13 protein-coding genes are annotated in these 12,952 nt (G+C 66.3%); 5 read left to right on the top strand and 8 right to left on the bottom strand.

The window, feature by feature from the left end; genetic code table 11:
- Nucleotides 1-19: 19 nt before the first annotated feature.
- Nucleotides 20-2,272, bottom strand: coding sequence for an AAA family ATPase (locus HTZ84_RS20240; RefSeq protein WP_174682315.1), 2,253 nt, complete (start codon nt 2,270-2,272; stop codon nt 20-22).
- Nucleotides 2,273-2,386: 114 nt separating this feature from the next.
- A complete protein-coding gene (locus tag HTZ84_RS20235) occupies nt 2,387-3,400 on the bottom strand; it encodes a PrsW family intramembrane metalloprotease (RefSeq protein WP_174682314.1) in 1,014 nt (337 codons plus the stop codon).
- A gap of 133 nt (nt 3,401-3,533) precedes the next feature.
- On the opposite strand from HTZ84_RS20235, the gene HTZ84_RS20230 reads away from it, so the two are divergent.
- Entirely contained in the window at nt 3,534-3,911 is a 378-nt protein-coding gene (locus HTZ84_RS20230; protein WP_174682313.1) for a DUF7532 family protein, read from the top strand.
- A gap of 19 nt (nt 3,912-3,930) precedes the next feature.
- On the top strand, nt 3,931-5,364 hold the full coding sequence (locus tag HTZ84_RS20225; protein ID WP_174682638.1) for a DUF402 domain-containing protein: 1,434 nt from the start codon (nt 3,931-3,933) through the stop codon (nt 5,362-5,364).
- A gap of 51 nt (nt 5,365-5,415) precedes the next feature.
- Here the strand turns inward: HTZ84_RS20225 and HTZ84_RS20220 are convergent, their stop codons facing one another.
- From HTZ84_RS20220 to HTZ84_RS20205, 4 genes are all read right to left on the bottom strand, one after another.
- Entirely contained in the window at nt 5,416-5,880 is a 465-nt protein-coding gene (locus tag HTZ84_RS20220) for an NUDIX hydrolase (protein WP_174682312.1), read from the bottom strand.
- Between the two features lie 124 nt (nt 5,881-6,004).
- Nucleotides 6,005-6,994, bottom strand: coding sequence for a bile acid:sodium symporter family protein (locus HTZ84_RS20215; RefSeq protein ID WP_174682311.1), 990 nt, complete (start codon nt 6,992-6,994; stop codon nt 6,005-6,007).
- 192 nt (nt 6,995-7,186) lie between these two features.
- Nucleotides 7,187-7,321 (bottom strand): DUF7560 family zinc ribbon protein, encoded by a 135-nt coding sequence (locus tag HTZ84_RS20210; RefSeq protein ID WP_174682310.1) that lies wholly within the window; start codon nt 7,319-7,321, stop codon nt 7,187-7,189.
- Nucleotides 7,322-7,459: 138 nt separating this feature from the next.
- Entirely contained in the window at nt 7,460-9,031 is a 1,572-nt protein-coding gene (locus HTZ84_RS20205) for an ATP-binding protein (protein WP_174682309.1), read from the bottom strand.
- 207 nt (nt 9,032-9,238) lie between these two features.
- Here HTZ84_RS20205 and HTZ84_RS20200 point away from each other — a divergent pair, with 207 nt between their 5' ends.
- Both HTZ84_RS20200 and HTZ84_RS20195 read left to right on the top strand, forming a co-directional pair.
- Entirely contained in the window at nt 9,239-10,042 is an 804-nt protein-coding gene (locus HTZ84_RS20200) for an SDR family oxidoreductase (RefSeq protein WP_174682308.1), read from the top strand.
- A gap of 230 nt (nt 10,043-10,272) precedes the next feature.
- On the top strand, nt 10,273-10,542 hold the full coding sequence (locus HTZ84_RS20195; RefSeq protein WP_008893821.1) for a hypothetical protein: 270 nt from the start codon (nt 10,273-10,275) through the stop codon (nt 10,540-10,542).
- A 36-nt stretch (nt 10,543-10,578) separates the two neighbouring features.
- Here the strand turns inward: HTZ84_RS20195 and HTZ84_RS20190 are convergent, their stop codons facing one another.
- Complete coding sequence (locus HTZ84_RS20190; protein ID WP_174682307.1) at nt 10,579-11,634, bottom strand: aldo/keto reductase; 1,056 nt, start codon at nt 11,632-11,634, stop codon at nt 10,579-10,581.
- A 155-nt stretch (nt 11,635-11,789) separates the two neighbouring features.
- Here HTZ84_RS20190 and HTZ84_RS20185 point away from each other — a divergent pair, with 155 nt between their 5' ends.
- Nucleotides 11,790-12,050: a hypothetical protein gene (locus HTZ84_RS20185; RefSeq protein WP_174682306.1), complete on the top strand. Its 261-nt coding sequence runs from the start codon at nt 11,790-11,792 to the stop codon at nt 12,048-12,050.
- Between the two features lie 131 nt (nt 12,051-12,181).
- On the opposite strand, the gene HTZ84_RS20180 is transcribed toward HTZ84_RS20185, so the two are convergent.
- Nucleotides 12,182-12,949 (bottom strand): hypothetical protein, encoded by a 768-nt coding sequence (locus HTZ84_RS20180; protein ID WP_174682305.1) that lies wholly within the window; start codon nt 12,947-12,949, stop codon nt 12,182-12,184.
- Between the last annotated feature and the right edge of the window lie 3 nt (nt 12,950-12,952).

Raw genomic sequence — 12,952 nt, 5'->3', positions numbered from 1 at the left:
CTGTGAAAAATCGATCCCGCTATTCCGCGTCGTCGGCCAGCCGCTGCTGGCACGCCTCGAGGATCGCGACCTGTCGCTCGAGCAGGTCGCCGGCGATTTCGTCGTTCGCGTCGGCCGTCGCCTCGAGTCGCGCTCGCATCGACCGGAGCAACTCGAGGTGAGACGCGAGCTGCTGCTCGAACTCGTCGGCCGGGAGCTGGGCGTGTGCGTCCTCGAGGTCGCCGATCGACTCCTCCACCGACCGTGACGCTCGACGATCCGCATCGCCGCCACCCAGTAGCGCACCGACGGCGTCGAAGTAGCCGCTGGTCACCGACTGCGTCGCCTCGAGGCCCTGCAGTTGCAGCCGGAGCGGCGCCTCGACCGCGGAGCGGGCGGCGGCCTGCTGGGCGGCGATTCCCTGCTTGACCAGCTCCTGTCCGCCGGTCATCGCGGCCCGCTGTGCCGAAATCATCGCTGCGAGCGGCGAGCCCGATCGATCGTCTCGGCCGCTCGTCTCGGTGTCGGTCTCGGTCTCCGTGTCGCGAAGCCCCGCCTCGTCGACGCGCTCTCTGGCGGCCGCTCCGTCCGCGTGCTCGGCGTCGGTCTCCTGGCCGGCGAGCGCCTCCGGATCGATCTCCGTATCAGAATCTGCGTCCGCGTCGGAGTCGACCGCGGATTCGATGTCGACGTCGGGAACGACGTCCGTCGGCGACGACGACTCGAGTGCGGTCTCGGGCCGGGGGTCGGTCTCGGGACCCGAGCGAGCGTCGACGTCGGGATCCAGTTCCGTCTCCGGGCGGGCGTCGGACCGCGACTCCGCGTCGGCCGTCGCGACCGATTCGATGTCGACGCCCGTATCGACCGCATCGGCGAGGTCCGTCGATTCGGTTCCGCTCGAGGCCGCCTCCCGGTCGTCGTCAGCGGTCGATTCCGCGGCCGACTCGAGGTCGAGGCCGGTGTCGACCGCGTCGGCGACGTCCGCGTCGTCGCTCGAGTCGCTCTCCGTTCGATCCGCGTCGGCGGACCGCTCGTCGTCCTCGGACGCTACCGCGGCTTCGATATCGCTGCCGGCGTCCAGTTCGTCGGCGAGGTCCGTCTCCTCGGTCGACGACTTCGACGCGTCGTCGCTCGAGTCGCTCGATTCCGACTCCGCAGTCGAGTCGGTACCGTCTCCGCCGTCAGCGTCGTCCCCGCGATCGGTGTCGTCCTCGAGGTCGGCATCGGCCGGCGCACCCGTCTCGGCGTGGTCGGGCGCCGACTTGGCCTCGCCGACCGGCGCGTTCTGGACGCCCGCGCGATCCATCTCGCCGGGGGCATCTCCGTCTCGAGTTCCGCTCGTTTCCTCGGGCGACGCCCGTGTATCGGCGGTTTCGGCGTCGAACCCGCTCTCCGTGTCATCCTCGCTCCCCGTGTCAGGCTCGTCGCCGACATCCGGCTCGCGCTCCGTCTCCGACTCCGACTCGTCCCCGCTGCTCGGCTCCTCTTCCGTTCCCAGTTCGTCCGTCTCGAGTGGCTCCACCGTCTCAGTCTCGCCTGCCGTCTCTGACGGATCGCTCCCGTCGGGAGCGTCTATCGAGTCATCCGCCGTCGAGTCGTCGGCCCTACCCATCGGCTCGATCGGGTCGGAGTCGGCGGAAGCGTCCGTCGACTCGTCCAGTTCCGGATCGCCGGACGCGTCTATCGGCTCGCCCATCTCCGGCTCGTCGGGCGTTTCTACCGCCTCGTCGATATCCGGGTCGTCGATCATAGACGGCTCAGCTGGCCGCGTCGTCGTCTCCGACTGCGCGTCGTCGGCTTCGAACGGATCGGGCGCCTCGGTGGGCGTATCGGCGGGCTCGGCGGTCCGTTCGGTTGCGTTCTCCGTCGTATCCTCTCCCTCGTCGGCGGTGTCCCGCTGGGCGGCCCGGCTCATCTCCTCGGCGAGTTCGGTATCGGGGTCGCGCTCCGCAGCGTTCGCGGGTTCGTCGTCCGCTCGAGACACCGGCTCCGCCGCGTCGTCGATCTCCGACGGCGTCGATCCCGCTCTGTCGATGTCCGTTGTCTCGCCCGCCGCGGCCGTCTCGAGGCGGATCGTCTCGCTCGAGATCTCGTCGACGGCCTCCTCGTGGATCGCGACGGCGTCCTCGTGGCCCCCGCTCCAGCCGAGGGCGGCCCTGATCGAGTCGACCAGGCCGGCCCGGGGTTCGACGAGGGCCGTGTCGTCCTCGACGGACGTGACGGTCCCGATCACCTCGCCGGACTCGTTCTCGACGGTTTTCTCGAGATCGTCGTCGGTAAACGTGGCGTTCATGGGAGACTCTCGGGCCGCTCCGAGGCAAGCCACTGCTGCCTGCACCCGCGGGCCGCGTCAGAACCGCCGCCCTGACGGGTCGAGACGGCGGAAACGGTAATCGAGAGAGGGGCGTCAGCGTCCGGGCGGGTCGAACTCGGTCGGTTCCGACTGCGGTTCCGGTCCGGTATCGTCCCTGACGGCCCGGAACGCGCGTCGGTATCTGGCGATCTTCCGGTAGAGGAACGCGCCGATAGCGAGGTCGAACAGGACCACGTAGCCGATAAACGCCGCGCCGAAGGGAAGCGGGGTAGCGCCGGTGATGAGCTCCGGGACGATGCCGACCGTGACGTTGTACGTGCCGTGGATGAACGCGGCGATCAACAGCCCCTTCGTGACGATCGAACCGGCGTGCTCGGGGTTGAACTTCGCGAGTCCGAGGTAGTAGCCCGCGATCGCCGAGTAGATGACGTGACCGGGGCCGACGAGCGCCCGGACGGTCGTCGTTCCGGCGGCGACGGTGAGGAGTCCGCCGTCGGCCGTCGCGATCGCGCCGGAAATGTAGAGGGTGTTCTCGATCGCGGCGAAGCCGAGGCCGGCGACGGCGCCGTAGACCGCGCCGTCGATGACGGCGTCGAACGCCTCGCTCCGATAGGCGAAGAATCGGACCGCGAGCAGTTTCACCGTCTCCTCGACGGGGCCGACGATCAGGTAGAAAAAGAGGATCATCCCGACGGAACCGAGGGCCTGGAGGCTCGGACTGAACAGGGAGTTGACGACGGCAGCGAACGTCGCGAACAACACGGCCAGCACGAAGGTCGCGACGAGCAACGTGAGCGGTTCGTTCGTCGTGATATCCGAGTACCAGATGAAGGCCGCGAGGATCGCCGCCGGAACGACCGAGAGCCCGAAGAAGACGGCGATGAAGATCGATCCCTCCTCGAGGACGAGCAGCGCCGGTTGGACCAGCAACGCGACCGTGATCGCGAACGCGACCGCGAGCACGATCGTCTGCAACCCGTAGTTGATCGCGGTGTAGATCGCGTACGCGAAGCGATCGAGGCGGGATCTCGGCTCCCACGTCGAGACGTCGTACAGATCGGTCGACTCCTCACTGGCTGCTTCGACCGGATCGCGCCTGCGTGCCATATGCGACTGTATACGGGCCGGCCCGGTATAGGTTCGCCACCAGCGACTCCGTGGAGCGTGCCTGCGGTTCCGCCGTCGTCGGGAAAGAACCCGACTCGGAATCCACAAAGGCATCCCCGCCGAACCGACGCGTATGCACTTCGATCAGCGAACCCAGCAGGCGCTTCGCGACGTCGGCCTCGAGACCGACGATCTCCGAGCGGCCTCTGAGGCGGTCGTCGAGGCCGTCGCGGCCGACGCGACGGCGCTCGAGGCGTTCTTCGACGAGCACGACACCGTCTACTCCGACATGGACATGGCTCACTCGGCCTCGGAGTATCCCGAGCACACCGTCGAGTACCTCGACCTGACGACCCACGCCGACGAGATGCGGGGCTGGCTCCGCTTCGACACGTGGGGCGTCTACGTCGAGGACGGCCGCGTGCTGCCCGACGAGTCGGTCGAACTGACGCTCGGCCCGACGATCAACGACCGCGTGCGGTTCGCGCCGGACCGCGAGACGCTGCGGTGATCCCAGTATGGAGTCACCGATGACGACGGGACGCGTCCGCGGCATCTATACTACCGCTATCACGCAGCTGCTCCGCGACCGCGGTCTCGAGGTCGTCCAGGCCTCCGACCCCATTCGGGAGCGGTTCGACGCCTCGTTCGAAGCCGCGCCGGCGGACGTAGCGATCGAGACGACCCGCGACCGACAGGGCGTCGAACTCTCGGGCGAGCCAGACGCGGTCGGAACGGTCGCGAGCGAACTCGAGTCCCTCGCGATCGATAGCTTCCGCTGGGCCGACGCCGTCCCCCGCGGCGCGGTCTTCGACTGCGAGGTCGTCGACGCCGGCGGCGGGGGCGGGGCGACGGTCGACCTCGGCGACGGCCGACGGGGCTACCTCCACTACGACGACGCCGACGGCTACGTCGACTCGGGGAACCGTTACCGCGTCCAGGTCACCGAGCCCGCGCCGCCGTGGACCGACGACGATCCGCGCGTCGAGCCGACCCTCGAAGTCGCGGACGGACTGGTCGCCCTCTCGCGCGATCGGTCCGGCGTTTCAGCGGCACTCCGGGGTGAGCGGGCCGACGAACTCGTCGGCATGACCGACCTCCTGTCGGTCGACGTCCCCGACGGCTGGGGCGTGCGCTGGCAGGGCGCGGCCGCCGACGCCGACCTCGAGGCGATGGGGACCGCCCTCGAGCGGGCGGTCGATCGCGCGCTGGCGCTCGAGGACGCGCTCGCCGACGCGCCCGAGACGCCGGGCGAACCGGGGCGACTCGCCGCGCCGCGGACGACGACGTGGGTCTGGTTCGGCCGCGAGTCGCGGTTCGCGCTGGATCGGATCCGCCGCGAGGTCGAGACGACGATGGCTGGCCACCACCGGACGAAGGCCGCCGACCGGGCCGCGAGCGCGGCCGTCGACTTCGCGGAGGCCGTCTGCGAGTCCCCCGGCGAGAGCGACGACGGCGACGGGTTCCCCTTCGATGCGGTCTCGCGCCAGTTCGGACCGACGACCGGCGACCGTCTCGAGATCGGCCACGGCAAACCCGACGGGCGACTCATCTCGCTCGGCCGCGGCGAGGTGACCGACTGGGACCCCGACGGCTCGGTCACCCTCGAGCGGTCGATGCGCGGCGGCGGCAGCTACGACGCGCTCGGGGTGCCGAAGGAGGAGGGCGATGTCGCCGTCACGAAGTTCCGCGAGGGTCGCTGGTGGTATCCGACGACGTACAGGGACGAAAACGGGACGGCGAAGGGAACGTACGTCAACGTCTGTACGCCCGTCGAACTCTTCCCCGGAACGGCGCGGTACGTCGACCTCTACGTCGACGTGATCCGTCACACCGACGGGACGGTCGAGACGGTCGACGAGGACGAACTCGAGGCCGCGGTCGGCGACGGCCACGTCTCCGAGGAACTGGCCGAGAAAGCGACGAGCGTCGCGGCGGCCGTCGAACGGGCGCTCTCGAAGTGAGGGGTCGGGTGCGGGTCGCCGGAATAGCGCTCAAGCGCCAGAGACGCCGGCTCAGTCAGAGATGCTCGCGATATCGCCTTCGCCGGAGGCCGAGCCAGTCGGCAGCAGGTGAACGTAGTCGTCGAGATCGAGGGCGAACTCGCGGTTCGTCGAGGGCTCGATCCACCGGAACTGGAACTCGGCGCCGTGTTCCTCGCCGCCGTCGGTGACAGTGTGGGTCCAGCGGTCGCGCGGTTCGTGGACCGTCGCGTGGAAGAAGTGCCGGACGTACCGCTTTGGCGGCGACTCGCGGCGCGTCCAGACGTCGGTCGTCAGCTTCGTTGCTCCGTTTAACGTACTGAGACCGCTCTCCTCGAGGACTTCTCTGAACAGCGCCTCTGCGGGCGATTCGCCGGCCTCGAGCGTCCCCTTCGGAATTTGGAGGCCGTCGTGACCCGGCCCCTCGAAGACCAGTAGCTCACCCGACCCGCGAGTGATATATGCGCACGCTTTCTGGACGTACGTTACGTCTGTCATGATGGTAGAAGCCACATCACGTATCCGTAAAAACCCACCACCTGATGTGTTAACGGAGATGAGGGGAATCGGGCGCTCGTCCCGAAATATGGCCAACATCGAAACGCGAACGAGACGATTCCGATTAGTCCGAAACGGTCGCCGCTTCGTCGCCCGCAACGGGGTCGTCGTCATCGAGGTGGGTGAAGAGCGTCGCGAGCGCCGGCCCGGAGACGTTGTGCCAGACGCTGAACAGCGCCGGGATCAGCGCGGCGCCGGCGCTGAAGTGCGCCGTGGCGATGGCTACTGCGAGGCCGCTGTTCTGGAGGCCGACCTCGAACGCGCAGGCCCGCGCTCGATCCTCGGCCATATCGGTCGCGTGGCCGACGGCGTAGCCGGATCCCAGTCCGAGTCCGTTGTGCAGGACGACCGCGAGGAAGACGAGCGCGCCGGCGCCGAGAATCGTCTCGACGTTGAGTCCCACGACGGCCGCGACGATCGCGACGATCGCGACCACGCTGATCGCCGGGAAGACGGAGAGCCCCGCCTTCGCGACGGCCGGCGCGTACCTATCGAGCAAGTGCCGAAGGACCAGCCCGCCGACGACCGGGAGCAGTACGACCTGGACGATCGACTCGGCCATCTCCGCGAACGTGACCGAGATCGACTCCCCGGCCAGCACGACGATCCAGGCCGGCATCACCAGGGGCGCGGCGATCGTCGTCACCGTCGTGATCGACACCGACAGGGCGACGTCGCCCCGTCCGAGGTACGTCATTACGTTCGACGCCGTTCCGCCCGGCGCCGCGCCGAGCAGGATCAATCCGAGGCCGATCTCCCGCGGTAGCCCGAGCGCGACGACGAGGGCGTACGCGATCGTCGGCATCAGAATCCACTGGGCCAGCGCACCGATGGCGACGTCGCGCGGCCGCTCGAAGATCCGCCGGACGTCGTCGGGCGTCAGCGTCAGCCCCATTCCGAGCATGATGATTCCCAGCAGGGGCGTGATATACGGTGCAATCGGCGTGAAGAGATCCGGCTCGTAGAGCGCCAGCGGCGCGGCCATCAGCACCCAGAGAACGAAGTACTTGCTCGTGAACTCACCGACCCGCTCTAGAGAAGACTGCCAGCCCATTTGAATCAGCAATCCGCGTGTCTCGGGCATTAACATTCCGGATTCCGTGTATTTCCGTCTGCCGGACCCGATGCGTCTCGTCAGCCCGAACCATCGACCGTTTCGAGCGCGTCCGTCTCGCTCGGGGAAAACCGGACGCTATCCGTTCGAGATATCGAAACCGCCGTCGAGCGATCGGCGTTCGCAGCGGCGTCAGACGGCGAACTGTTCGCCGGTAACCGATCGACCGCAGATCGGACAGCCGTTCGCCAGCGTCGCCTCGCGCATCGGATCGGTCACCGGAATCGCTCTCTGACAGTCCGGACAGGTGAATTCGTACGTGTTCATGGGCTGTGTCCCTCTCGAGTAGCGGTACGCCAGCGTTCGGGATAGCCACTCAACCCAGATATAGAGGGGTATCAGTAGCTAGTAGCACGGTCTCTTTATTTAGAGTTGGCCGTGAAACTCGCGTTCGGTACAGCACGTTCAGTTATCGGACTTATCTGCTGCCAGGAGGGTGAAAGAAAACGTTGTTCCCTCGTGCGGGTCAGACTCAACCCAGATATCGCCGCCGTGGCGCTTGATAATGCGCTCGCACAGCGCCAGCCCGATTCCTGTCCCCCCGCCTTCTTCTTGTGTGTGGAGGCTCTGGAACACGTTGAAAACACGGTCGGTGTCCGCGGAGTCGATACCGACACCATCATCGCGAACCGATATCGTCCATTCGTCGCCCGTTCGCTCGGACGAGACGTATACTCGTGGTGATTCAGAGCCGCTGTATTCGATGGCGTTGTCTAGCAGATTTTGGAACACCTCCCGGAGTTGGTTGGCGTCGCCTTCGACAGTGGGGAGTGTCTCCGTAACGATCTCAGCGTTCGTCTCCTCAATTTTCAACTGGAGGTCCGCGCGAACGTCTTCGAGAACAGTATCCAACTCAACCGGATCCAAAGGGTCCCCACGCGTGTCGACTCGCGAATATTCGAGCAATCCATCTATCATGTCGCGCATTCGCGTGGCACCATCGACTGCAAACTCGATGAATTCCCGGCCGTCCTCGTCAAGGTCGTTTGCGTACCGCGACTCCACTAACTGGAGATAACTCGTCACCATCCGCAGGGGCTCTTGGAGATCGTGAGAGGCGGCGTAAGCGAACTGCTCCAAGCGCTCGTTAGACTCCTCAAGTTCTTGTTCGTACACCTTGTACTCGAGTTCGTTGCTCACCCAGTTGCTGAGTAGACCGATGAACGAGACCTCCCAATCGGAGAAGGCTTCGGTTTGCGCCTCCATCCCGTAGAAGCAGAACGTCCCGTACACTTCTCCGTGTACGATGACCGGCGTCCCGAGATAGCAGGCGATTCCCCACTCCGGGTCAGCCAATTCGGGAGCCTCAGCCTTCACGTCCTGCAGGACGAGCGTCTCTTCGGTCTCGACGACGCGTGAGCAGTTAGGGAGAGTCTCCAGCGGCGTCGTGTCGCCCGGTTCGAGGTCCACCTCTTCCGGCGCGGCCACGTGTTCGAAGATATACTCCCCGGTATCTTCTTTGACCTGTGAGAGCGTCGCAAACTCAGTGCCGACTGTCGTGCGGACTATTTCAAGGAGCGCCGCTATCTGCTGGGAAAACGGTCGGTCCGGGGCCGCCATCACCTCATTGGCACGCCGGAGAGCGTGCTCACGTTTCTCGAGTTCCTGCTGACGGTTATCCGGGTCGGCGATGTCGCGGACGTACACTGAAAGCCCCGTTTCAGTGGGATAAATACGGACCTCGAACCAACCGTCTTGTGGCGGATAGTGTGTCTCGAATGTGATGGCTTCTTGGGTCTCCATCGCACGTTCGTGCTCCCACTGGAACGTCGAATTGGTGAGCTCGGAAAACTCTTCCCAGATGATTTTCCCGCAGAGTTCCGTTTGGTCTCGCTCAAATAGTGTTGCAGCTTGGTCGTTGCAATACGTGAACTGCCAGTCATCGTTAAGTTCGAAGACAGCGTCGGTTACGCGCTCCAAGACCGCTTCTGGAGAACTTTGATTGGAGGGGTTACTCGACGTCTCCGGGTCCGTCATTGGAACACCTACTGCTTTGAGAGACATGGGTATTACGCAACTCTACATAACGAATCAATCGCTCGGATTCAGTTCCAAGACGGAATAAAGAAACCGTATCATCAACTACAGTTATCAGTAGTCGATCGGTCGTCGCCCGATTCACCTTCCGAGTCTCGACGAACTCGGGACATCTACTTCAGGGTTTCCGGACGAAGGAACGTCACAATGAGTTGTCGAGTACTCTTGACCGGCGCAACCGGGACGCTGGGGACGGCGTTGCGACCGCGCTTGTGCGACGCGGGCCGCGAGGTGGTCGCGGCGAGCCGTTCGCCGCCGACCGACGGCGGGACCGACGTCGAGTGGACCGCGCTGGACCTGGTCGACGGGACGGGAATCCGCGACGCCGTGGCGGACGTCGACGCGGTCGTCCACGCCGCGACCGCACCGCAGGGCGACACCGAGGCGGTCGACGTCCGCGGGACCGAACGACTGCTCGAGGCGGCGGCCGACGCCGGCGTCTCGAACGTCGTCTACGTCTCGATCGTCGGCGTCGACGAGATCCCGTACTCGTACTACGAGCACAAACTGGCGGCCGAACGGGCCGTCGAGGAGAGTCCCGTTCCGTCGACCATCGTGCGGGCGACCCAGTTCCACTCGTTCGTTCACGACATCTTCGAGACGATCGCGCGCGTGCCGATCTGGCCGCTCCCGACCGGGATTCGACTCCAGCCGATCGACGTCGGCGAGGCGGCAGCGGCGATCGCCGACCGCGCGACGCCGGACGCGGCCGGACGGGTGCCCGACGTCGGCGGTCCCGAGATGCTGACCGTCCGCGACCTCGCGGAAACCTATCGCGAGGTTCGGGGCCTCCGACGGCCCATCGTTCGCCTCCCGCTGCCAGGGTCGGTCGCCGCCGGCTTCCGGTCCGGCGCGGCCTGCTGTCCGGATCGAACCGTCGGGACCACGACGTGGGAGACGTGGCTCGAGTCCGCGCATCGCGACCGTCTCGAGGCGGGCGGACGCCGATAGGCGCCGCCGCGCCTGCAATCGTCAGCCTGCTGGTCGTGCTCTACGCACCGATTCCGTTCCTCCCGGAGACGGCGATCGCCGTCCTCGGTCAACTCAGTCAGCTATCGGGGCCGGTCGCGATCCGCTACGCGCTCCGGATGCCCTCCTGACGCCCCGCTGGCTCTCGGCGGGCGACGCGAGTCGAACTATCAAGGTGAAGCGTTAACGTCTCCCACTACCTACGCACACCGATGTCGACGTTAAACGACGAGATGGCCGACGTGCGGTCGGAAGTCGACGACGTCCGCGACCGACTCAGGGAGGACGTCCCCGACCTCTTCGCGTTCGACGTCACGGTCGGCAACATCGCGTACAACGCCAACAGTAACAGCGTCTCGGTCACCGTCGAACCGAGCTCTCGAGCGCGGGAGCAACTCTCGGACGAACTCGGCGGAGTCAACGTGAAGACCGAGGGGCACCTCGAACTCGAGTTCAGGCTGACGAACACCGATCGAGAGTAGTCGCTCCCGCGACGTACTCGAGGGCCGAGAACGCGCTCAGTCAGCTGCCAGCTTGTCGAGGCCGGCCGACTCGATGTCCGCGCCGTCGACGGAGGAGCGAAGCGAGTCCATGCCGTCGTCGCGGTCGATGTCGAAGTCGTTCTCGTACAACTCCTCGACGCGGGCCAGCTCCTCCGCGGAGAGCTTCGGCACGTCGCTGGCGGCGGCCCACTCGTCGATGTCGCCTTTCGTGCGGAACGTCGGGGTCACGGTCGCGACGGGATCGTGGGAGAGCAGCCACGCGATCGACGCCTGGCCCATCGTCCGCTCGCCGTCCCGCTCGAGGAACCGGAGCTTCTCGAGTTTCTCCCAGCCGGTCTCGTACCACTCGTCGGGGCGGAAGCCGCGGTGGTCGCCCTCGCCGAGTTCGGTGTCGGGCGTGACCTGCTCGTTCAAGATCCCCGAGGAGTGGGGGACGCGGGGGATCAGGCTCGTCGACGAGCCCGTCTCTTCGATCGTCTCGAGGAAGTGGTTGCCGACCTCCTGCTCGAGCACGTTCCAGACTAACTGGACGGAGTCGAACTCCTCCTCGATGGCGAGGTCGCCCTCCGCGAGCCAGCCGATCGAGGGGCCAAGCGCGAGGCCGGTCGCGTCGATCAGCCCCTCCTCCTCGAGTTCGTCGAGGAGTTCGAGCACGTCGGGCGTGATCTCGTCGACGTCGGCGTTGTGCAGTTGCAGGACGTCGACGGAGTCGACGCCGAGGCGATCGAGGCTCTGCTCGACGGCGTCCCGGAGGTACTCGGGGTCCATCTCCTTGGGCAGTTCGCCGTGGCCGGCCTGGGGGTTGTTGTAGAAGTCGTAGCCGACCTTGGTGGCGATCGTCACCTCGTCCCGGAACTCCGCGAGGGCCTCGCCGACCAGTTCCTCGCTGCGACCGTGGCCGTAGACGTCGCCGGTGTCGAAGTAGGTGATTCCCTGCTCGACGGCGTACCGGATCATCTCGAGGGCGTCGTCTTCGGAGCGGTCGCCCCACCAGTCGGTGCCGACGACCCACGCGCCGAAGCCGACTTCGCTGACCTCGACGCCGGAGTCGCCGAGTTCCTGGTATTGCATAGTCGTCCGTTCGTATCGAGGGAACTTATGGGATGCGGAATATCGCTTTCCTATTCCCGAAATATGATGGGGGTTGCGTAATCCGTCGACTCGGTCCAGTCGCGGCGCCGCTCCGGATCCAAACGACTCATGGGAGTCGACTGACAATCGACGGTATGGACACGCAGTGGGACCGACGCCTCGAGTACGCCGCGTTGCTACTCGCATTCGTCGTCGTCCCCATCGCAGCGGTCGTCATCCTCAGAGTCACTGCGATCCCGCGATTCGACCCGAGTCGCATCACGAACTGGGCGGTCGGCGGCGGCGTCCTCCTCGCGGTCGCGGCGATCGCGCTTCCGGCCCTCCTGCTCTCGAGGTGGCAATCGGCGCGGCGGTCGACGGGCGAGGAACCGCCGCGGGAGCGCCGTCGACCGTAGTCGGCGGCTCGAAAAGGGGCCCGCTTCCGAACTGAAACGGTATCCGCCTCCGAACGGTCTCCGCGCCCGCACGGACGGTCCGCGAACGGTGTGGGCTCGACTCGAGTTACTGATCTGGATTTCGACTCGAGTTACTCGTCTTCGTCGTCGCCGTCTTCGGTCGCCTCGTCCTCGTCCGTGCTGTCGGCTTCCTCGCCCGGGTCGACCTTCATGTCCGAGGCGTCCTCCTCGGGGGTCTCTTCGGGTTCGGTCGCGTCGGTCTGAGTGGGCTGGGCCTGTTCGGGATCGGGACCCGTCGCCTCGCTGGTCTCCTCGGCCATGGCGGTGTCGGAGACGTCGACCTCGACCGTCTCGTCGTCGTCGGTGTCCCGGCGCGGATCCTCCTCGTCGCCCACGTGGTCCGGTTTGGTGCGCGTCTCTTCTTCGTCCGTCTCGTCGGAGAACTCGATCCGCGATCCCGTCTCGCCCTCGTCGCCGAGCTGTGCCGACTCGTGAACGTCTCCGCTGGCGTCGATCTCGGATTCCTGTCCGGAATCGGGGCGCTCGGCGGCCGCGTGGGCCGCGTCGGAGACGTCTTTCCCCTCGGTGCCGCCCTCGATATCGTCTAAGGTCGGCTGGAACGTCTCCGCCTCGTCCCCGCCGCGGTTGCGCAGCCCGTAGCTGAGCAGGCCGGCGGCGACGGCGGCTTTCGGGATCGCCCGGAGTTGGCCCTTGCCGAGCGATCGGAGCGCCGAGAGGAGCGCCACGCCGCCCCCCAACAGCGACACCGCGGCTTTGAGGTCGCCACCGACGACCGACAGCACCGCGCCTATCGGATCGTCGACGTCGTACTCGTCGAGTTTCTCGGTCGCTTCCGTCGGGAGCTCCGTCGACAGATCGTGATCGTGTTCCTCGGACATTGG

It is taken from the genome of Haloterrigena gelatinilytica, from assembly GCF_013342145.1.
GTDB lineage: Archaea > Halobacteriota > Halobacteria > Halobacteriales > Natrialbaceae > Haloterrigena > Haloterrigena gelatinilytica.
Note: the sequence above shows the minus strand (reverse complement) of the source record. Positions and strands in the feature narration are given on the sequence as shown.